This window comes from Pseudomonas sp. GM41(2012), assembly GCF_000282315.2.
GTDB lineage: Bacteria > Pseudomonadota > Gammaproteobacteria > Pseudomonadales > Pseudomonadaceae > Aquipseudomonas.
Map to the genome: position 1 here is coordinate 1,727,820 of NZ_AKJN02000006.1, position 19,126 is coordinate 1,746,945.

Below are 19,126 nucleotides of genomic sequence, written 5' to 3' on the forward strand. Positions count from 1 at the left end.
TACACCTGTAGGAGCTGCCGGCGATCTTTTGCGGTTCACCCAATCCTTAAGGCTTTTCAGTTCCGCGCTGGGGCCACCGCCGGCATTGATGTCCTGGCCAGCCCGTAATAAAGAATCCCCGGCACCACCAGACCAACGATCCAGGAAATATCGACACCGCCGAGCTGCGCGACCATCGGCCCGGAGTAGAAGTGCGTATCGACGAAGGGCAACTGGATCAATACACCCACGACATACACGCTGATCCCGCGCATGTTCCAGCGGCCATAACGGCCCGCCGGGTCGGACAGCGCCGGGATGTCATAGCGCTCTTTGTTGATGAAGTAGTAATCCACCAGATTGATCGCGCTCCACGGTGTGAAGAAGGTCAGCAAAAACAGGATGAAGTACTTGAAGGTGTTGAGAAACGAGTACTGCCCCAGCAGCGCGAGCGTGGTGGACGCCGCGACAATCACCAACACAAACACCATCCGCTGGCGGGCGGAAATCTCCAGACGACTGCGAAAACCACTGATGATGGTGGCCACGCACATGAAGCTGCCATAAGCGTTGAGCGTGGACACCGTGACCTTGCCGAACACCACGCTCAGATAAAGCAGGGACGCCATCACACCAGTGCTGCCCAACCCGACGATGGTCGCCACCTCGTGACCGCGGAAGTTCGCACCGGCCAACGCCGCCGCGAACACTCCCAGCACCATGGACGCCTGGGCGCCCAGCACCGTGCCAAGCCCGACGGCAGCGAACGTCTTCCACGACGAGGTTTTGCTCGGCAGGTAGCGTGAGTAGTCAGCCACATAAGGGCCAAAAGCGATCTGCCAGGACGCGGATAACGACACCGCCAGCAGGAAAGTACTCCAGCCGAAGTGACGGTTTTCCAGCAACAGGCCGATATCATTGAGGGTCATCAACCGGGTAAACAGATAGACGAAGGCGATGATGCCCAACACGCTGGCCACCCGGCCGACCAAGTGGATGACCCGGTAACCGAAGATCGTCAGAAACGCGATGCAGGAGGCGAAAATCAGGATGCCGGCGCTGTCGCTGACGTGAATCAACTGGGCAATCGCCTGCCCCGAGAGTACCGCGCCGGTGGCGCTGAAACCGAGGTACATCAGGCACACCAGCACAATCGGGATGGCCGCCCCATAGACCCCGAACTGCACTCGACTGGAGATCATCTGCGGCAATCCAAGCTTCGGCCCTTGCGCCGCGTGCAGGGCAACCACGGCACCGCCGAGCACCTGGCCGATCAGCAAGCCGATGAGCGACCAGAACACATCGCCGCCCAGCACCACGGCCAGGGCGCCGGTGACGATCGCCGTGATTTGCAGGTTGGCGCCGAGCCACAGGGTGAACTGGCTGTAGAGGCTGCCATGACGCTCGGCCTCGGGAATGTAATCGATCGAACGTGTCTCGATCAGGGGACTTCGCTGCTGACTATCGCTGACCTTGGTCATTACGCTGTTTTCCTTTGAGGCGCTTGTTTTTATGGTGAGGACTCGAACGCTTAGAACGCCTTGCTGGCGCTGGCAACCACAGTGGCGGAGCACAAATCACCATAGCCGTACCAGCTCGTGCATTCGCTTTTCGACAGGTTGGTATCAATGTAGCTAAGGCCCCAGGTCACACCCACGAAGTCACGGGTCAACTTGGCTTCCCACTCGGTGTAGGCATTACGGCTTTCGCCGCTGGCGGACCAGAAAGCCGGGTCTTTGACATCGTTGCGACCCACGCGCAGGTCCAGGCCGATGTCGGCCGGCAATGCGATTTTGTAGCTGAGGTAGGTGTAAAGGGTGTCCTGGTCCTCGCCAAAGAAGTTCGGCGTATCGTTTGAGTAGTAAGCGCCGAGCTTCACGCCATAAACGTCAAGGACGGCGTAGACCTCACTCAGGTTGAATTGGCTCTCTTTTGGATAGTCGTACTTGATGTACCCCAGGTCGAGGCTGATGGCCTCGGTCGCCTGCCAGTAGTAGCCCGCGTAATACTCGAGTTCCTGCCGTGTCTTGAACTCGCCACCGAAATCGACATTCGAGGTCCAGGCGCCCACGTACAGGCCGCTGCTGTGCATCAGCGTGGCGCCGGCCTGAGCGGCCGGATCACCCAGGGTTTGCGAAATGCCACGGGTGCGGTAGTCGCTGAAGACTCCCAGGGTCATGTCCAGATTGAAGTCATCGTTGAGTGTCAGTGCCTGCGTGGTCAGGGGTGCCAATACAAGCGTGGCAAGGGTCAAAACTGAGCGTGCGTTCATACAAGTCTCTTATTGTTATGGAGGTGCGGGTTATTTCAGGCATGGCGATGCCGAGCCCCTCGTCATACGAGGAGCCAGGCGTCTGTTGCGAGGTGCGGGTGAACGGAGGGTCAGGACGCGGGCGCGTACACCTCTTTGCCGGCGAAGAAGGTCTTCAGGACCTTGGTGTCGAACAGTTCGTCATCGCTGACCTTGAAGACATCACGGTCGAGGATGATCAGATCGGCCTGTTTGCCGGGGGTCAGCGAACCAATCTGCTGCTCCAGGCGCAGCGCCTTGGCGGCATTGAGCGTGTAGGCGTAGAACATGGTCTGGCGATCGATGCTTTCCTTGGCATTCAACACACCCAGCGGCCCTTTGCGCGTGCTGGCCTGAGCGATGGCGTTCCACGGATTGGGGCTGGACACCGGCCAGTCACTGCCACCGGCGATGACCGCACCGGCGTTATGCAGGGACTTGGCGGGATACTGATAACCGTAAGCAAACGCGCTGATATAGGGTTTGACGAGCTCGACGGTGTAACTCTCACCGGTGGCCCACAGCAATTGCATGGAAGCGATCACGCCAAGTTGCTTGAAGCGCGGAAACTCTTTCGGATTGACCAGTTGCAGGTGGCTGATGCTATGAGCCACCGGTGTCGGATTGAGTTTGCGCGCGTAGGCAAAACCATTGAGCGACTCACGCACCGCACGGTCGCCGACCGCATGCATGTGCACAATCCAGTCGCGCTTCTCCGCTGCCACCACCAACTCACCGAAGTGCGCAGGGTCGATCAGCAGTTGACCGTTTTTATGGCTGTTCTTGAAGGGAACGATGACCGCGGCGGTCTGCCCCGGAAACTCCAGAACGCCATCGGCGAATACCTTGATCCCAGGGAAACTCAGGTTGGGCACACCCTCGAATTTCTTCATCACCTTGGCCAGTACTTCCAGGTCGGCCGGTCGACTTTTCGGGTTGGCCAACAGCAGCGCGGCGACGTGGGCATTGAGCTCGCCCTTCTCTGCCAGTTCGCGGTAAAGCGGCAGCACGCCGTAACTCTGCTCGGTGGCCTTGAAATCGAACAACGAATCGCCGCTGCCGGCATTCGCCGCCGCGTCCATCCAGGCGGTGACGCCGTATTGATTGTTGACCTTCACCGCCTCGCGGGCGGCTTTCAACATGATCTCGTCGCTGGGCGCGGGGATCTGGCTGCGTACCAGGTCCCAGCGCGACTCGGCAAAATAGCCGTTGGGGGTGAAGTCCGCGTCGTGACCCACATAGCTGCGATCCTGTTCCGACAGACCTTTTACCAGCGCCGCGTCGATCTTCAGGCGCTTGAGCATGGCGTTGTTGGCCCAGCCGGTGTGCCCGTCGATCCCGCTGAGGACCATCGGTTGATCCGCCCAGCGTCCCTGATTGAAGCGCTGGCCCAGCTCCCGGCTCTTGTCCCAATACGCCGAACTGACCCCGGCGATGCTGATCACGTCACCGGCCCTCGCAATGCCCGCCTGATCCTGTTCGATAATCCACTGCTCAAGCTCCGCCAACGGTTTGACTTCATCCAGCAGGTTGGCCCCCATGCTGTCGAAGGCCGCAACCACCGGGTGGCTGTGGGTATCAATCATGCCCGGCATCAGCACCTTGCCCGCCAGATCAATCCGTTGCGTGCGGGTGTCGGCCAGGGCGTTGATCTCAGCATTGCTGCCCACTTTGAGAATCTTGCCGTCTTGCACGGCCACTGCCTGGACCAGTCCCTGACCGGGTTCGGCGGTGAAGACCTTGCCGTTGAACAACACAAGGTCAGCGGCGGCCATGGCCTGCACCGAAGAAAAAGCCAGGGCTGCGGCCAACAGGTTTGGAATAAATCGCTGCATCGGAACACTCTCTTGTTTTTATTGGGCTGGGCGGGAGGCTGATGCCTGGGACAACGCCTTCGGATCAAGACCAACGAACGGCGCCTTGGCCCACACGACCCGGCCGCCCACGACCGTCAGCAGCACGTTATTGCGGGCCAACTCCTCCTCGGGCACCTGCATGAAGTTCTTGTCCAGAACGATCAGATCCGCAAACTTGCCCACTTCGACCGAACCGACGACAGCGTCCAGTTTCAGTTGCTCGGCAGCGTTGATGGTGATGGTGCGCAGCACTTCAGTGCGCGACAGCGCCGGGTCGGCATTCAGCCTGCCCGCATACTTGGGTCCGTAGCTGTGCGGGTTCAGCGGATCACCTGAGCGGGTGACACCGATCTTCAGCGCCAGGAATTCGTCGAGCGGGTCGACCGGCCAGTCGCTGCCATACGCCACACGGCCGCCGGCACGGGCGATGCTGCCGGAGGGCTCCATGCGGGCAAATCGCGTAGCCCCCAAATGCTCGTTGGTGCCGTCAACCGTGGACGGTGCCTGCTGGGCCCACTGGAAGGACATGTTGGCGGTCACATCGAGCGCTTTGAAGCGCGCATAGTCGGCAGGGTCCACCGACTCGTTGTGAGTAATGGCTGGCCGGAAGCCATTGCCAGGCAGTTGCTGGCGCACGTATTCGATGCCGTTCAGTGAGTCACGCACTGCACGGTCTCCGGTGGCGTGAAGGTGCGGATCGAGGCCGGCCTGAACCGCCTTCAGCAGCAGCGGGTTGAGCACTTGCGGCGGGAAGTAAAGCTCACCGGTGTTCTTGCCGGGTGTCCACTTTGGCGCCGTATCGGTGCCGGCATTGCGCAGGTACGGCGTCAACATGGCCCCCGTGTCCGCCGGCGCGTTGATGATGCCGTCCATGAACAATTTGACGTGGCGCATGCTCACGCCCGGCGCCGGTTTCGCTTCGCCCTGGTCGTAGGTGGTGGCCAGTGCCTTGGCCTCGGCGATGGTTTTGTCCGGGTCGGCAGCGGCGGCGGCCGGGTCGAGTTTGATCGCCAACAACGCCCGGGCCGTCAGCTCACCCGACTGTTGCAGGGTGGTAAACGCTTTGCCGTTTTCCGGCCCCGACAAGGCGTCGAAGAAACTGGTGATGCCTTGCTGGCGCATGGCGTCGAGTGCCGCGCGGGTCTGATTGAGTTTCTCCGCATCGGTGGCGGGTGGCACCACGGCGGCCATGGCCTCGGCGGCTCCGTCTTCGCAGATGCCGTTCGGGTTGCCGGCGCTGTCGCGCATGTACTTGCCATCACCGGGATTGGCTGTGTGCTTGTTGATGCCGGCAACTTGCAGGCCTCGAGAGTTGGTCAGCACCGTATGGAAGTCGGTGGAACGGACTTGAATTGGGCGATTGGTCTTGAGCGCGTCCAGTGTTGACTTGTCGGCGTCACCGTCGAGTCCGGTCATGCCAATGCGGTCCCAGCTGCCCACTTCGAGCCAGACATCGGGGCCTTTGCCCTTGTCGGCATCCAGGCACGCCTGAATGGTTTCCTGGAAAACCTTGCGGGTCATCGTCTGGTATTTCAGGTCGCACAAAGTCATGGCGCGGCCGCCATCCCCCGGATGCATGTGCGCATCAACGAAGCCCGGCATCACCATGCGCCCCGCCAGATCGATCAGCTGTGTCTGCGTGCCGATGTAAGAGGCAACCCCGGCATCGCTGCCGACATAAACGATCTTCCCGCCCGTGACGGCGATCGCCTGCTGCACGGAATTCTTGCCATCGACGGTGTAGACATAGCCGTTGCGCATGACCATGTCGGCGCCTGTCGAAGCGTGTGTCTGACACCCCACCAGCGCCACACTGGAAAATGCCGTTGTCGCGGCAACGGCGATAAATAGCCTGGAAAATTTCAACTGCCTCACCTCTATTTTTATAGTTTTGGAAGTGGCCCGAACGGACGGTCGCAAGCCCCTGATATGCAGGGCATACCCTATAGAGCGCGGCGGTCGGATGGACCTCCACAAATGAGGAGGGGTAAGGCAATTAGTTGAAATACAGGGGGTTAATCGCGGTGCGTTGCCTGTGCAAGCGAGGTCGATGACCGCAGGACAGAACCCAGTTCCACTTTGCTCTTCACGCCGAGCTGCAAGTAGCAGTTGCGCAGATAGGTGCGCACTGTGGCCGGACTCAATGCAAGGATTTTGGCAATTTCCTTATAGGAATGGCCGGCGGCGAACAGCATCGCCGCCGTGCGCTCGCGTGGCGCCAGCACTGCCCCGCGCGACTGTGTTTCGAGTGACAGGATGACGTGCTCGGCGTTGGGGCTAAGTGTCATCGCAGTACGACCCAGGCGAATCACGCAGGGCGCCTTTTGCAGTTGTGCGATGACATCAACGGGAAGCATTGAACCGCTCCACCCAGGCAATTCGCGCTGAATCGCGGCGCACAGACTTGCGCCCACATACAGCAGACTGCCGTCCATCCGGGCGACCCCGAAGTCACTCGCCCCGTTGCCCGTGTCGCAGCGAATCATGTCCTGCACCTGAAAGCGCCACAACTGCAACAGATGGTCGCAGAACGCCGAAAACAATCCGTCCTCGCTGTCATTGAAAGCCTGTGCGTGAAGGCCACGGTAGAGACAGACGAAGAACACCAAGCCGCTTTCAGGGAGCTCGAACGTGATGCACATCAGGTGATAGAGATCGTGCCGCCGTGCGAAGTCGTTCACCTCCTCGCAGGGGTCGGTGAACCCACTGTCGCGCACCACTTCCCCGGGCTGACTTAAGGTCTCCTGGGAAAATCGGTCGCTGACCGCCACTTTGTGCCATTCGACGGCAAACGATTCAGGCAGATTGATCCGCCCGTGCATCCAGCTTTGAGGAGTACTGGCGTCTGACGTCGACATCTCGCCCCACCATGCCGAAGCGAAGGGCACCAGTTGGCGAAAGGCCTGCAAGCCGTCGGCGATGAATTGGGAGGCCCCGCGATCTCGAGCAAGCCGACCCAGGTGCAACACGCAATGATTGAACGCCTTTAGCGTTGCCATCGACGTGTTGGCGCCGACCTCATCACCCTCCTCCATTGTTTTTATCCTGTTTACTACATGGCGTATTTTTTCGACGATGCCATAGGCGCGGTTATGGCGTCCAGCGAGCGCTGTTGTTGCGGGAGAAGATCGCCCCTCGCTGTCGTACGGTTTGCTCCGGCTGTCAGCAAGATGACTCAAATACGCTAATTGCGCTAAACCGACCCAAGGGCCGGCACAACACCATCTAATCTGAATAGAGCACGAGCACAAACAAGCCTCTAGCCTCTTGATACAGGGGAAACGGGATGACCGGAAAAACAGCACGCCGATGCTCGTCATGGATCCTGCCCTCCCTGCTCGCCATCAATCTGGCACTGACAGCGGGATGTTCAGGCAAAGCTGCGACGGCTCGCTATTCGGTCGCAAGCCTGGGCGACAGCTGCTATGCAAAAGCCCTCCCCACTGTCGGCGAGGGCGGCCTGGCCTGGGGCTCCACCTTGAACATGGCCCGCAAAAAATCCCTGAATAATTGCATACGCTATGCCGGCCGATCCGGTGGAACGCCGGATACCTGCAAAGTGGTGTTGGCGGAATGCAAAAATTAATAGAGCGGCAGTGACGCGGGGCGTTCGGTTCGCGGTCAACCGCCTGACCGAACGCCAGTCGGTCATTTGATAGCTACCCCGGTACCGAGGATTTTGACGCACCGACATTGCCCGCCTTACCGGCGACTGCAAGTGCCACGCAACACGCCAGTAACGAGAATGCGGCGAATGCGCCCATCACATGTAGATAAGGCAACACGTGATTCCAGGCCCGAGCCACCCCCAGGAAAGCGGCGAATAGCCAACCGCTCATGGAAAGCGCACCCAACAAGGCGAGCCGCGTGCGGCCTGCACTGCGCAGTGCGACGAATGGAGCCTTTTGCAGCAACGGGAAGCCGATTCGATGCAGTAATGCACCGTTGAGGCTAAGCAGTGCGACGACAGTTACCTTGGCCCAGAGTTTCTGATTGAGCAGATACGCGTCGCCTTCATTGAGATAACCCTCAAGCACCAGCAACAGTCCGCTTGCCCAAAGGGCCAGCAGTGCGAGGCTGACGATCCTCTGAGTTTCATCAAGGTACTCAAGCCTGGCCTGGTCCAGTATTTCCTTGCGCCAACTCCAAAGCTTGTGATCCGCCTGCAACACCCTCCCCAGGGCAATACACGTAGCGAGCAGATGACCGTACACGAGAAGCATTTTGAGCATTGCCTTGACCTTATTATTGTTTTGGCGCGGCGTTCCCTGCTTCGCTGAATTGAAAACGAATGATACAAATTTGCAATTGCATTTTCAAGATAAGCATTCATTCACACGTTGGTACCGACCGCGATCTGTTTTGGTTTGCCCAATACATATGGATAACCGTATATTCGGATAACCAAATGTATTGAAGACGCCTCCATGCTGAACCCTGCCGCCGTATTCAAATGCCTATCCGACGAAACTCGCACGCGGGCCACCTTACTGATCACCGGTGAGGGAGAGTTATGCGTTTGCGAACTGGTCTGCGCCTTGAACGACAGTCAGCCGAAAATCTCCCGCCATCTTGCGCAGCTCCGGACATGTGGCCTGCTGCTGGACCGCCGTCAGGGTCAGTGGGTGTATTACCGGCTCAACCCCGAACTGCCCCAGTGGGTTCGCACCATTCTTGAGACAACCCTGGAAGCCAACGCCGACTGGCTTGAGGAAAACAGCACTCGACTCAAAGCGATGGGCGACCGCCCTCTCAACACTGCCGCCTGCTGCTGATCCACCACCTTATCTGCCCTGGCCTTGCGCCTGCCCGCCTGAAAAGAGGAGTCGCCATGCGCGTTCTGTTCATGTGTACCGCCAATAGCTGTCGCAGCATTCTGTCCGAAGCGATGTTCAATCATCTCGCACCGCAAGGCTTCCAGGCGATCAGCGCCGGCAGCTTCCCCAAAGGACAAGTTCTGCCGCGCAGCCTGACCACGTTGCAAGAGGCCGGGATTGCGATCGACGGGTTAAGCAGCAAAGGGAACGACGCCTTCGAGGCCAACCCGCCGGACATTGTCATCACCGTGTGCGACAAGGCCGCCGGTGAGGCCTGCCCGGTCTACTTCGGGCCGGCGTTGAAAGCCCATTGGGGATTGGAGGATCCATCCGAAGTGAAGGGAGATGAGACGGTCGTCGCCGCTGCATTCCACTCGACGCTTGCGCGCATCGAAACACGCTGCCGGGCGTTCCTCGCCCTGCCCTTCGCCCAACTTGATCGCGATGCACTGAAGCGCGAACTCGACCGCATCAGCACACTGTAACGGGAGCCCCCATGACCAACCCACTGCCTAATCTCGACGCCTCATTGATTCAGCCCATTGCCGGTGACGACGACCAACACAAACCACGAATCCTGTTGCTGTACGGGTCGACCCGCGCACGGTCATTCAGTCGGCTGCTGGTCGAAGAAGCAGCCCGTCTGCTCGAACACTTCGGTGCACAGACGCGGATCTTCAATCCATCGGGACTACCGCTACCGGATGACGCCCCCAGCGATCACCCGAAAGTTCAGGAATTGCTGGAGCTGATGCAATGGTCTGAAGGACAGGTCTGGTGCTCACCCGAGCGCCACGGCGCCATGTCTGCCGTATTCAAGGCCCAGATTGACTGGGTGCCGCTGGCCCTGGGCGCCGTTCGCCCGACCCAAGGGAAAACGCTCGCCGTCATGCAGGTCAGCGGCGGTTCCCAATCGTTTAACGTGGTGAATCAGCTTCGCGTGCTGGGACGCTGGATGCGGATGTTCACGATCCCTAATCAATCTTCCGTGCCGAAGGCTTTTCTAGAGTTTGACGAAGGCAACCGCATGAAACCGTCCTCGCTGTATGACCGGGTGGTAGACGTCATGGAAGAACTGGTGAAGTTCACGTTGCTGCTGCGCGAGCGCCCGGATCTGGTTGACCGCTACTCCGAACGCAAGGAGTCAGCGGAAGAACTGACTCAGCGTGTGAATCAACGCTCGATTTGAAAGTTTGGTAACTAAACGAAGTAATGATTGAAAACGTTATAACCCGTTGCGACACCGGAGCACGGGTTAACTACCGTCGGTCTGTAAAACTCCTGTCAGAAAACCTGCGAAAACTTCGTGATCTAGTCTGACTGCACGTTCGGCAGGAGATTACTCATGTCATTGGCTGAAGAACGAAAACCTCAGCGCCGCAAGGAAACCCGGCTGTTTCTCTTTCTTGTCATCTGCCTCTTCCCGCTGCTGTCGGTCGCTATCGTCGGCGGTTACGGTTTTATCGTCTGGTTTTTCCAGATGCTGTACGGCCCCCCAGGACCTCCCAACTAACTAATAGCCTTTTCTGAAAGCCTATTGGAGCCAGCGCATGGACGAAGCTTTGCATATTGCCAGTCTTGTAGTACTTGCCAGGCCTGAATTGTTCGATGCCGTCAAAGCCAACCTGCGCCTGTTGGACGGCCTGGAACTGCATCAGGAAAGTGCGGCGGGAAAACTGGTGGTGGTCCTTGAGGCCGTACACGAAAGCCAGATCCTTCAACGCATCGAACAGATCAACAATTTGCCGGGCGTACTCAACGCGGCGTTGATCTATCACGAAGTCCTCGAACCCGAAGGGGATATCGAATGAGCATGTCGCGCCGAGCATTCGTCAAGGCCCAGGCCGCCGCCATTGCAGCCGCCGCTGCTGGCCTGCCGATTATTACCGACGCCAGTAATCTGGTAACCGAAGCGGACATGGTCACCCTGGACTGGAACAAGGCACCCTGCCGTTTCTGCGGCACCGGGTGCAGCGTGATGGTTGCAACCAAGGACAACCGGGTGGTCGCCACCCACGGCGACGTCAAGGCAGAGGTCAACCGCGGACTGAACTGCGTGAAGGGCTATTTCCTTTCGAAGATCATGTACGGCGTTGATCGCCTGACCCAACCGCTTTTGCGCATGAAGAATGGCCAGTACGACAAGCAAGGCGAATTCCAGCCGATCAGCTGGGAGAAGGCCTTCGACATCATGGAACTGAAATTCAAGGAAGCCTTGAAGAGCAAAGGTCCCGGGTCGGTCGGCATGTTCGGCTCCGGGCAATGGACCGTGTGGGAAGGCTATGCCGCCAACAAGCTGATGAAAGCAGGCTTTCGCAGCAACAACATCGACCCCAACGCCCGCCATTGCATGGCCTCGGCGGTGATGGGTTTTATGCGCACCTTTGGCATGGACGAGCCGATGGGGTGCTACGACGACATCGAAGCCACCGATGCCTTCGTGCTCTGGGGCTCGAACATGGCCGAGATGCACCCGGTGCTCTGGAGCCGGGTCACCGACCGTCGCCTGAGCCAGCCTCACGTGAAAGTGGCCGTGCTGTCGACCTTCGAACATCGCAGTTTCGAGCTGGCCGATATCCCCATGGTGTTCAAGCCACAAACCGACCTGATGATCCTTAACTACATTGCCAACCACATCATTGAAAATGGCGCGGTGAACCAGGACTTCATTACTAAACACACCCGATTTGCCCAAGGTGCCGACGACATCGGGTACGGCCTGCGCCCTGACGATCCACGGGAAATGAAAGCGAAAAATGCCGCCAAGGCCAACACCTGGACGGACATTTCCTTCGAACAATACGCAGCGTTCGTCAAACCTTACACACTGGAGCGAACCGCCAAGGAGACAGGCGTTCCGGCTGAAAGGCTCAAGGCGCTGGCCGAGTTGTATGCCGACCCCAAGCGCAAGGTCGTGTCGTTCTGGACCATGGGTTTCAACCAGCACACTCGCGGCGTCTGGGCCAACAACCTGATCTACAACATCCATCTGCTCACCGGCAAAATCAGCGAGCCGGGCAACAGCCCCTTCTCGTTGACCGGCCAACCGTCGGCCTGTGGTACGGCGCGCGAAGTCGGGACCTTCTCCCACCGCTTGCCCGCCGATCTGGTGGTGACCACCCCCAAGCACCGCGCCATCGCCGAAAAAATCTGGAAGCTGCCCGCCGGCACCATTCAGGAGAAGCCAGGGTTTCACGCGGTGGAACAGAGCCGCATGCTCAAGGACGGCGTGCTCAACGTTTACTGGACCCAGGCCAGCAACAATATGCACGCCGGGCCGAACATCATGCAGGAAGTCCTGCCGGGCTGGCGCAACCCGGAAAATTTCGTGATTGTCTCGGATGTCTACCCCACCGTTTCCGCGCAAGCCGCCGACCTGATCCTGCCCAGCGCCATGTGGGTGGAAAAGGAAGGAGCCTTCGGCAACGCCGAGCGGCGTACGCAGTTCTGGCATCAATTGGTGACCGCTCCGGGGGACGCCAAGTCGGACCTGTGGCAGTTGCTGGAGTTTTCCAAGCGCTTCACCACCGATGAAACCTGGCCCGCCGAGTTACTGGCCAAGTCTCCTGAGCACAAGGGCAAAACCCTGTTTGAAGTGCTTTACAAGAATGGCCAGGTTGACCAGTTCCCGGTCGAGCAAATGGAAGCCGGATACAAAAATGATGAAGCCAAAGCGTTTGGCTTCTACCTGCAAAAAGGTTTGTTCGAGGAGTACGCCCAGTTCGGTCGCGGCCACGGGCATGACCTTGCCACGTTCGACCGCTACCACAGCGAACGAGGCCTGCGCTGGCCGGTGGTGGACGGCAAGGAAACCCGCTGGCGTTACCGCGAGGGGCTCGACCCCTACGTGGAGAAAGGCAGCGAGGTGCAGTTCTACGGTTACCCGGACAAGAAGGCGATCATCTTCGCCCTCCCCTACGAGCCGCCAGCCGAAGCCCCGGATGCCGATTTCCCCTTCTGGCTGAGCACCGGACGCGTCCTCGAACACTGGCACACCGGCACCATGACCCAGCGCGTCGAGGAACTGTACAAAGCGGTGCCGGACGCGTTGGTCTACATGCACCCCGAAGATGCCAAGGCCTTGAAGGCGCGGCGTGGCAGTGAAGTGAAGCTGATCAGCCGACGCGGTGAAATCCGTGCACGCATCGAAACCCGCGGGCGTAACAAGCCGCCTCAAGGACTGGTGTTCGTGCCGTTTTTCGATGCCAACAAGCTGATCAACAAAGTCACGCTCGATGCCACCGACCCGATCTCCAAGCAGACCGACTACAAAAAATGCGCGATACGAATCGAGTTGATCAGCGTGGCCTGAGGAGAACCGTCATGCCTTTGCGAATCCTGCCGTTGCTCCTGCTCGCTGCGATTGGCGTGGTGATGGCTGCCGAAGTCAATTACCCGCTCGATGCACCGGGGCCGGATGGGCGCCGGCCCGGTGGCACCTTGACCCAGAGCATGCCGGCCCCGCCCATTGCCAACGAAGAAAACAAAGACCTGAAGCGCGAACGCAATTACCCGGACCAGCCACCCACCATCCCCCATACCATCCTCGGTTATCAGATCGACAAGAACGGCAACAAGTGCCTGTCCTGTCACAGCCGTGCCAACAGCGCGCGGACCCAGGCGACGATGATCAGCATCACCCACTACATGGACCGCGACGGCCAGGCGCTGGCGGCGGTGTCACCGCGCCGGTACTTCTGTAACCAATGCCACGTGCCGCAAACAGAAGTGCTGCCCCTGGTGGGCAACAGTTTCGAAACGATCGACAAAATACTGCAAGACGAAGCCAACGCTACGCAGAAACCCTGAGGAGGCAACATGAAAGCATTGTTCGCCTTGCTTAAGGATTACTGGGGCATTCTGCGTCGTCCGAGCCTCTACTACAGCCTGGGTTTTCTGACGCTGGGGGGCTTTATCGCCGGGATCATTTTCTGGGGTGGCTTCAACACCGCGCTGGAGCTGAGCAATACCGAGAAATTCTGCATCTCCTGTCATGAGATGCGTGACAACGTTTTCGTCGAGCTCAAGGACACCATTCACTACACCAACCGCTCCGGCGTACGCGCCAGTTGCCCGGACTGCCACGTCCCCCACGAATGGACCCACAAGATCGCGCGCAAAATGCAGGCTTCAAAGGAGGTGTGGGGCAAGATTTTCGGGACCATCGATACGCGGGACAAATTCCTCACACTGCGTCGCGAACTGGCCGAACATGAATGGGCACGGCTCAAGGCCAACGACTCTCGCGAATGCCGTAATTGCCACAACTTCGAGTTCATGGATTTTACCCGTCAGAGCAAGCGCGCTTCTTCCATGCACTCAACTTCATTGGCCAACGGTGAGGCCACCTGTATCGACTGCCACAAGGGCATCGCTCACAAGCTGCCCGACATGAGCGGAGTGAAAGGCTGGTAAGGATTTTTCGATCCACCCGCACGTGTCCTATCCTTTTATCCAACCCATAACGCCGGTCACCGACATGCCCACCGCCGAATCCACCCTCCTCGATAGCTGGCACCACAACGCCCACTCCTGGATCGAAGCCATCCGCACTGGTGCCATTGAAAGCCGCCTCAAGGTCACCGACCAGGCCATCCTGCTGGCGGTGCTGGGCCGCCAGCCCGAGCACGTGCTCGACCTGGGCTGCGGCGAGGGCTGGCTGTTGCGCGCGCTGGCTGAACGGGGCATCAAAGCGGTCGGTGTGGATGGCGATGCGACGCTGATCGAGGCGGCGCGGACGGCGGGCTCTTCGCCGGTGCATGTGGCGAGCTATGAAGAGTTGGTGGAAGCGAAGGTGGACATCGGCCGCGACTACGACCTGATCTGCGCCAACTTCGCCCTGCTGCACCAGGACATCATCCCTCTGCTCACGGTCATGAACGTCCTGCTCGCCCCTGGCGGCGCGCTGGTGATCCAGACGCTGCATCCATGGACCGCAGCGGCGGGCGACTATCAGGATGGCTGGCGGGAAGAGACCTTTGCCGGGTTCAAGGGCCAGTGGCAACCCATGCCGTGGTACTTGCGCACCTTGTCCAGCTGGATCAACGCGCTGGACATGGCCGGTTTTCAGCTGGCCACCCTGCAGGAGCCGCAGCATCCGCAAAGTCCTGTGCCGCAGTCATTGCTGTTGGTGGCCGAACAGCGGGGATAAGTGCAATAGACCAATTCCGGCGCTTCAGTAATTCCCTTCCCGCCCCCACCGTCTGACCTCAGCCTGTATGGCATAGGCCGGCGCCTCCACAGCATTGAAATCCTGTGTATACCGCTGGGCAAATCCTTCTACCCCCCATTCCTGATACTGCTGCACATGCTTTAACTCGTGAGCCCAGAGCGCGATGTCCTGCTCGGCGGTTTGAGCGTCCCGGAAGAGGACGATGTCGATCAGCGTCACGGCACCGACATCGGGGTTCTGCAGCATGGCCGTAGCGGCGTTGAATTGGCCGTTGTCGCTCACTTTGTAGCGCGCAGTATCGAGGACGCTGGGGTCGTACCAGCGCAGCAGTTGCTCGCGGATGTGCGGTGGAATGGGTTGGATGCCGGTGCTGGCTGCGTCAGCGCGGGCTTGGGTCAGCCACATCGCCAGGGCAGGTGCCGCGATCTGGTGGATGTCATCAGACAGGGGACCGAGCAGCGGTCCCACGTCTGGCAGGCAGATGCAGCCGTCCAGGCACACTTGTGTCTCGCCGGCTGGGCAGGCGTCGGTCTGGGCTGGCACTTCAAGCGTCAGGCAAAGAACAAACAGCGCCACCAGGCGCGTGATGATGGACGGCATTGGGCGCTCCAGGGACGGACGCAGCGCGAACAGTGGGTCACAAGTGATCGACGATCCGCATGGCTTTAGCGTAGTCCTGAACCAAGCGCCCCAGAGTTAATCCACGACGAACAACTTGGCACCGATGGTGCTGAAAGATCGATGCCCCTCAGCGTTGCTGCCCACCTGATAGCTCATCCCGGCGGTGAGCGTGAACTGACGACCATCCTCCAGTTCCGTGTGCAACTCGCCTTCCAGGCACAACAGGATATGACCTCTCCAGCACCAGTGATCGGCCAGGTATCCGGGACTGTATTCAACCATCCGTACACGTGTTGAACCAAACTGGCAGGTTCGCCAATAGGCGGTACCCGTCTGTCCAGCATGCTGTACAGGTTCGACAGTCGACCAATCGGTCGTACCAAAGGGAACAGCCGTTAGATCCATCGTTGCCTCATCAATGAAAGAGTGTCTGTGGACCGTACCCATCCAGTACTGCTTTCGATAGACACAGATGCCCCGGTTTTATGAGATACAGGCTCGAACAACCCGTGAAAAACCCAAAAAAACCCCGCACTTCAACCGAAGGCGGGGCTTTTGATCTGGCTGGCGTCACTTCACATCGGTTACATCGCGGTATGGAAAATCTGCTCGATCTCGTCCTGATTGGCAGGACGCGGATTGGTAAAGCCGCAGGCATCCTTCATGGCATTGGTGGCCAGGATCGGGATGTCGTCGGCCTTGGCGCCCAGTTCGGCGAGGCCGCTCGGAATACCGACATCCGAAGACAGTTTACGGATCGCGGTGATGGCCGCGGCGGCGCCTTTTTCCGCATCCAGATGCTGGGTGTCGACACCCATTGCATTGGCGATGTCTTTAAACCGAGCCGGGCATACGCTGGCGTTGAAGCTGGCGACATGGGGCAGCAGGATCGCATTACAGACGCCGTGAGGCAGGTCGTAGAAACCACCCAGTTGGTGCGCCATGGCGTGGACATAGCCCAGCGAAGCATTGTTGAAGGCCATGCCGGCAAGAAATTGCGCGTAGGCCATGTTTTCCCGGGCGGTCATGTCGTCACCCTGGGCAACGGCAGTGCGCAGGTTGGCCGAGATCAATTCCACGGCCTTGAGTGCACAGGCATCGGTGATCGGCGTTGCCGCAGTCGACACGTAGGCTTCGATAGCGTGGGTCAGCGCGTCCATGCCGGTGGCGGCGGTCAAGCCTTTGGGCATGCCTGCCATCAGCGAAGGATCGTTGACCGACAACAGTGGGGTGACGTTACGGTCGACGATGGCCATTTTCACGTGCCGGACTTCGTCGGTAATGATGCAGAACCGGGTCATTTCACTTGCCGTGCCGGCGGTGGTATTGATCGCGATCAACGGCATCTGTGGCTTGGCGGATTGATCCACGCCTTCGTAATCACTGATGTGCCCGCCGTTGGTGGCGCACAGGGCAATGCCCTTGGCGCAGTCATGGGGTGAACCGCCGCCCAGGGAAATAATGAAATCACAGTCGCTGCGACCCAGCAGCTCAAGACCTTTCTCGACATTGCTGACCGTCGGATTCGGCTTGGCGCCATCAAACAGAGTGGAGTTGATGTCCTGCCGGGCCAGAAGGCTGGCAACCTTGGCGGCCACGCCGGCTTTGGCCAGGCCTGCATCAGTGACGATCAAGGCTTTACGGAAACCATATTTGCGGATGGCGAGCATCGCTTCGTCGAGACTGCCAATGCCCATCATGTTCACGGATGGAATGAAGAAGGTGCTGCTCATGATAATTCCTCTTTTATTCTGGAAACCCGGAAATCAGGTGAGGTCTTCTACTCATATCGCAGGCTGTGAGGCGGGGCTGATTGTCGTCATTGACGAAGTTCAGCGGGAGACGTGCTGCATCAAGTGTTCAGGCGAACAGTGTTTTAAGACGCAGAGGTGGATGGGCCATCGCAGCCGGTATCTTTTGATCGTGGGATTGAGCCTAAACCTGTGACGCCAGACTGGAATGGTCCTTTAGCTTTCATTGGCACCTCCTTTAGTACTGGGAGGTCATGCGACTCGCCAAGTCCGGCGCGAGACTTGTGGGACTTGGTCGGACGCATATGGATCAATCGACAGGCAGCTATCGCCATATACGGATCTTCGGCATAACAAGCCCGCAAACTCATAACCCAGACCTTTTCATCTGCATCTCACGCTATAGAGGCAGAGGCCTGTCCTGCACAACGCGTTTCATAACAAGCGTTGAGGTCAACCGTTGAACGTTGGGCAACGTCGAAAGGCTCTCATCGTAGAGCCGTTGAAACGCCGGTAAATCCTGGGTAATGACATGCAGCAGGTAGTCCGGCTCCCCGAATAACCTCTGGGCGTCGACCACTTGCGGGATATCGACGAGCGCCGTCTCGAAGGCCTCGACAGCGTGCCTGTCGCCCTCACGAAGCGTGGCAAACACCATGGCGGAAAAGTTAAGACCCAATGCACTTGGGTCCAGTTGTGCTCTATAGCCGAGCAACACACCCGACTCTTCTAGTGCCCGTACTCGTCGATGACAAGGAGACAGACTCAGTCCCACGCGTTCGGCAAGTTCGGTGACCGACAGGCGACCGTCCTTTTGAAGCTCAGAAAGAATCTTGCGATCAATTCTGTCCATTTAGAAGAATCTCCCATTCAGTGATGGCCGAATGACCATTTTTGAAAACAAATTCTAACAAGATTTACTTATTCTTCCTCACACACAAATTATTGTTGGAGCGGGACGATGCAAAGCGCGGTGTGTTATCTGCGGGAATGGGTAGCGCCATGACCTTGAATATTTTCGTGGCCTTCTGGGCGGTGTCGATTTTGTTCGTCATCACACCAGGTGCTGACTGGGCATACGCGATTTCGGCGGGGTTGAGGGGACGGGTAGTCATACCCGCCGTGGGCGGGCTGTTGTCCGGTCACTTGCTCGCAACGGTGATTGTTGCAGGTGGTGTCGGCACGCTGGTGGCGAACCACCCTGTTGCCTTGTCGGCACTGACCATTGCCGGATCGGGTTACATGCTGTGGCTGGGCATCAACATGCTTGCTCGCCCCGCTACACCGCACGCGGATGATATCCAAGCATCGGGCTCCTGGAAGCGCTGGGCTATCAAGGGGCTTTGCGTGAGTGGGCTGAATCCGAAGGTGTTTCTGCTGTTCCTGGCGCTATTGCCTCAATTCACCGACGCTGCCGCTGCCTGGCCAGTGCCGATGCAGATGATTGCCCTGGGGCTCATCCACACTGTCAGTTGCGGTGTGATCTATCTGCTCGTCGGATTTGGCTCGCAGGTCGTACTGCAAGCACGTCCCGCAGCGGCCCGATTCGTCAGCCGTTTCTCCGGAGCGGCCATGATCATCATCGCCGTCGTTTTGCTCAGCGAGCAGATGCTCGGTTAATTCATTTTTCAGCGAGACAA

General features: G+C 58.8%; 21 protein-coding genes. 11 read left to right on the forward strand and 10 right to left on the reverse strand.

Translation table 11 applies throughout. From position 1 onward, the window contains the following. Positions 1–56: 56 nt before the first annotated feature. The 5 genes from PMI27_RS18095 to PMI27_RS18075 form a co-directional block, all read right to left on the reverse strand. On the reverse strand, positions 57–1,460 hold the full coding sequence (locus tag PMI27_RS18095) for a purine-cytosine permease family protein (protein WP_008154744.1): 1,404 nt from the start codon (positions 1,458–1,460) through the stop codon (positions 57–59). Positions 1,461–1,510: 50 nt separating this feature from the next. Beyond that, complete coding sequence (locus PMI27_RS18090) at positions 1,511–2,251, reverse strand: TorF family putative porin (protein WP_008154745.1); 741 nt, start codon at positions 2,249–2,251, stop codon at positions 1,511–1,513. A 110-nt stretch (positions 2,252–2,361) separates the two neighbouring features. Further along, positions 2,362–4,104, reverse strand: coding sequence for an amidohydrolase (locus PMI27_RS18085; RefSeq protein WP_008154746.1), 1,743 nt, complete (start codon positions 4,102–4,104; stop codon positions 2,362–2,364). 18 nt (positions 4,105–4,122) lie between these two features. Next, the gene (locus PMI27_RS18080; RefSeq protein ID WP_033053170.1) at positions 4,123–5,991 is read right to left on the reverse strand and encodes an amidohydrolase; all 1,869 of its coding nucleotides are present in this window, start codon (positions 5,989–5,991) and stop codon (positions 4,123–4,125) included. A 149-nt stretch (positions 5,992–6,140) separates the two neighbouring features. Beyond that, positions 6,141–7,160, reverse strand: a complete 1,020-nt coding sequence (locus tag PMI27_RS18075; RefSeq protein WP_008154748.1) for a helix-turn-helix transcriptional regulator — start codon at positions 7,158–7,160, stop codon at positions 6,141–6,143. 251 nt (positions 7,161–7,411) lie between these two features. On the opposite strand from PMI27_RS18075, the gene PMI27_RS18070 reads away from it, so the two are divergent. Then, positions 7,412–7,711: a DUF4189 domain-containing protein gene (locus PMI27_RS18070; protein ID WP_008154749.1), complete on the forward strand. Its 300-nt coding sequence runs from the start codon at positions 7,412–7,414 to the stop codon at positions 7,709–7,711. A gap of 73 nt (positions 7,712–7,784) precedes the next feature. On the opposite strand, the gene PMI27_RS18065 is transcribed toward PMI27_RS18070, so the two are convergent. Further along, positions 7,785–8,357 carry a DUF2214 family protein gene (locus PMI27_RS18065; protein ID WP_008154750.1) on the reverse strand — a complete coding sequence of 191 codons (573 nt, stop codon included), beginning with the start codon at positions 8,355–8,357 and terminating at the stop codon, positions 7,785–7,787. Positions 8,358–8,552: 195 nt separating this feature from the next. On the opposite strand from PMI27_RS18065, the gene PMI27_RS18060 reads away from it, so the two are divergent. From PMI27_RS18060 to PMI27_RS18020, 9 genes are all read left to right on the forward strand, one after another. After that, positions 8,553–8,900, forward strand: a complete 348-nt coding sequence (locus tag PMI27_RS18060; protein WP_008154751.1) for a metalloregulator ArsR/SmtB family transcription factor — start codon at positions 8,553–8,555, stop codon at positions 8,898–8,900. Positions 8,901–8,956: 56 nt separating this feature from the next. Further along, positions 8,957–9,427 (forward strand): arsenate reductase ArsC, encoded by a 471-nt coding sequence (locus PMI27_RS18055; protein WP_008154752.1) that lies wholly within the window; start codon positions 8,957–8,959, stop codon positions 9,425–9,427. 11 nt (positions 9,428–9,438) lie between these two features. Next, positions 9,439–10,131, forward strand: coding sequence for an arsenical resistance protein ArsH (arsH, locus tag PMI27_RS18050; protein WP_008154753.1), 693 nt, complete (start codon positions 9,439–9,441; stop codon positions 10,129–10,131). A gap of 156 nt (positions 10,132–10,287) precedes the next feature. Next, positions 10,288–10,455: a periplasmic nitrate reductase, NapE protein gene (gene napE / locus PMI27_RS18045; protein WP_008154754.1), complete on the forward strand. Its 168-nt coding sequence runs from the start codon at positions 10,288–10,290 to the stop codon at positions 10,453–10,455. Positions 10,456–10,492: 37 nt separating this feature from the next. After that, the gene (locus PMI27_RS18040; protein ID WP_008154755.1) at positions 10,493–10,753 is read left to right on the forward strand and encodes a chaperone NapD; all 261 of its coding nucleotides are present in this window, start codon (positions 10,493–10,495) and stop codon (positions 10,751–10,753) included. Beyond that, positions 10,750–13,254, forward strand: a complete 2,505-nt coding sequence (napA, locus tag PMI27_RS18035) for a nitrate reductase catalytic subunit NapA (protein ID WP_008154756.1) — start codon at positions 10,750–10,752, stop codon at positions 13,252–13,254. Before PMI27_RS18040 ends, napA begins: the two co-directional genes overlap by 4 nt. Positions 13,255–13,265: 11 nt before the next feature. Next, positions 13,266–13,751 carry a nitrate reductase cytochrome c-type subunit gene (locus PMI27_RS18030; RefSeq protein WP_008154757.1) on the forward strand — a complete coding sequence of 162 codons (486 nt, stop codon included), beginning with the start codon at positions 13,266–13,268 and terminating at the stop codon, positions 13,749–13,751. Positions 13,752–13,760: 9 nt separating this feature from the next. Next, positions 13,761–14,357, forward strand: a complete 597-nt coding sequence (locus PMI27_RS18025) for a cytochrome c3 family protein (RefSeq protein WP_008154758.1) — start codon at positions 13,761–13,763, stop codon at positions 14,355–14,357. 64 nt (positions 14,358–14,421) lie between these two features. Then, positions 14,422–15,093: a class I SAM-dependent methyltransferase gene (locus tag PMI27_RS18020; RefSeq protein WP_008154759.1), complete on the forward strand. Its 672-nt coding sequence runs from the start codon at positions 14,422–14,424 to the stop codon at positions 15,091–15,093. Between the two features lie 24 nt (positions 15,094–15,117). Here the strand turns inward: PMI27_RS18020 and PMI27_RS18015 are convergent, their stop codons facing one another. From PMI27_RS18015 to PMI27_RS18000, 4 genes are all read right to left on the reverse strand, one after another. Continuing rightward, on the reverse strand, positions 15,118–15,714 hold the full coding sequence (locus PMI27_RS18015) for an eCIS core domain-containing protein (RefSeq protein ID WP_008154760.1): 597 nt from the start codon (positions 15,712–15,714) through the stop codon (positions 15,118–15,120). A gap of 96 nt (positions 15,715–15,810) precedes the next feature. Continuing rightward, the gene (locus PMI27_RS18010; protein WP_008154761.1) at positions 15,811–16,140 is read right to left on the reverse strand and encodes a DHCW motif cupin fold protein; all 330 of its coding nucleotides are present in this window, start codon (positions 16,138–16,140) and stop codon (positions 15,811–15,813) included. A gap of 179 nt (positions 16,141–16,319) precedes the next feature. Then, positions 16,320–17,468, reverse strand: coding sequence for an L-threonine dehydrogenase (yiaY, locus tag PMI27_RS18005; RefSeq protein WP_008154762.1), 1,149 nt, complete (start codon positions 17,466–17,468; stop codon positions 16,320–16,322). A gap of 418 nt (positions 17,469–17,886) precedes the next feature. After that, positions 17,887–18,339: an Lrp/AsnC family transcriptional regulator gene (locus PMI27_RS18000; RefSeq protein WP_008154763.1), complete on the reverse strand. Its 453-nt coding sequence runs from the start codon at positions 18,337–18,339 to the stop codon at positions 17,887–17,889. 149 nt (positions 18,340–18,488) lie between these two features. Here PMI27_RS18000 and PMI27_RS17995 point away from each other — a divergent pair, with 149 nt between their 5' ends. Next, a complete protein-coding gene (locus PMI27_RS17995) occupies positions 18,489–19,106 on the forward strand; it encodes a LysE family translocator (RefSeq protein WP_008154764.1) in 618 nt (205 codons plus the stop codon). The last annotated feature ends 20 nt before the right edge of the window (positions 19,107–19,126 follow it).

Bases quoted from the DNA above. Each gene is read 5' to 3' on its own strand.
- PMI27_RS18040 (WP_008154755.1), top strand. From the start codon at position 10,493: ATGGACGAAGCTTTGCATATTGCCAGTCTTGTAGTACTTGCCAGGCCT.
- yiaY (WP_008154762.1), bottom strand. From the start codon at position 17,468: ATGAGCAGCACCTTCTTCATTCCATCCGTGAACATGATGGGCATTGGC.
- PMI27_RS18015 (WP_008154760.1), bottom strand. From the start codon at position 15,714: ATGCCGTCCATCATCACGCGCCTGGTGGCGCTGTTTGTTCTTTGCCTG.
- PMI27_RS18000 (WP_008154763.1), bottom strand. From the start codon at position 18,339: ATGGACAGAATTGATCGCAAGATTCTTTCTGAGCTTCAAAAGGACGGT.
- PMI27_RS18060 (WP_008154751.1), top strand. From the start codon at position 8,553: ATGCTGAACCCTGCCGCCGTATTCAAATGCCTATCCGACGAAACTCGC.
- PMI27_RS17995 (WP_008154764.1), top strand. From the start codon at position 18,489: ATGACCTTGAATATTTTCGTGGCCTTCTGGGCGGTGTCGATTTTGTTC.
- PMI27_RS18025 (WP_008154758.1), top strand. From the start codon at position 13,761: ATGAAAGCATTGTTCGCCTTGCTTAAGGATTACTGGGGCATTCTGCGT.
- PMI27_RS18090 (WP_008154745.1), bottom strand. From the start codon at position 2,251: ATGAACGCACGCTCAGTTTTGACCCTTGCCACGCTTGTATTGGCACCC.
- arsH (WP_008154753.1), top strand. From the start codon at position 9,439: ATGACCAACCCACTGCCTAATCTCGACGCCTCATTGATTCAGCCCATT.
- napE (WP_008154754.1), top strand. From the start codon at position 10,288: ATGTCATTGGCTGAAGAACGAAAACCTCAGCGCCGCAAGGAAACCCGG.
- PMI27_RS18075 (WP_008154748.1), bottom strand. From the start codon at position 7,160: ATGGAGGAGGGTGATGAGGTCGGCGCCAACACGTCGATGGCAACGCTA.
- PMI27_RS18030 (WP_008154757.1), top strand. From the start codon at position 13,266: ATGCCTTTGCGAATCCTGCCGTTGCTCCTGCTCGCTGCGATTGGCGTG.
- PMI27_RS18070 (WP_008154749.1), top strand. From the start codon at position 7,412: ATGACCGGAAAAACAGCACGCCGATGCTCGTCATGGATCCTGCCCTCC.
- PMI27_RS18010 (WP_008154761.1), bottom strand. From the start codon at position 16,140: ATGGATCTAACGGCTGTTCCCTTTGGTACGACCGATTGGTCGACTGTC.
- PMI27_RS18065 (WP_008154750.1), bottom strand. From the start codon at position 8,357: ATGCTCAAAATGCTTCTCGTGTACGGTCATCTGCTCGCTACGTGTATT.
- PMI27_RS18020 (WP_008154759.1), top strand. From the start codon at position 14,422: ATGCCCACCGCCGAATCCACCCTCCTCGATAGCTGGCACCACAACGCC.
- PMI27_RS18085 (WP_008154746.1), bottom strand. From the start codon at position 4,104: ATGCAGCGATTTATTCCAAACCTGTTGGCCGCAGCCCTGGCTTTTTCT.
- napA (WP_008154756.1), top strand. From the start codon at position 10,750: ATGAGCATGTCGCGCCGAGCATTCGTCAAGGCCCAGGCCGCCGCCATT.
- PMI27_RS18055 (WP_008154752.1), top strand. From the start codon at position 8,957: ATGCGCGTTCTGTTCATGTGTACCGCCAATAGCTGTCGCAGCATTCTG.
- PMI27_RS18095 (WP_008154744.1), bottom strand. From the start codon at position 1,460: ATGACCAAGGTCAGCGATAGTCAGCAGCGAAGTCCCCTGATCGAGACA.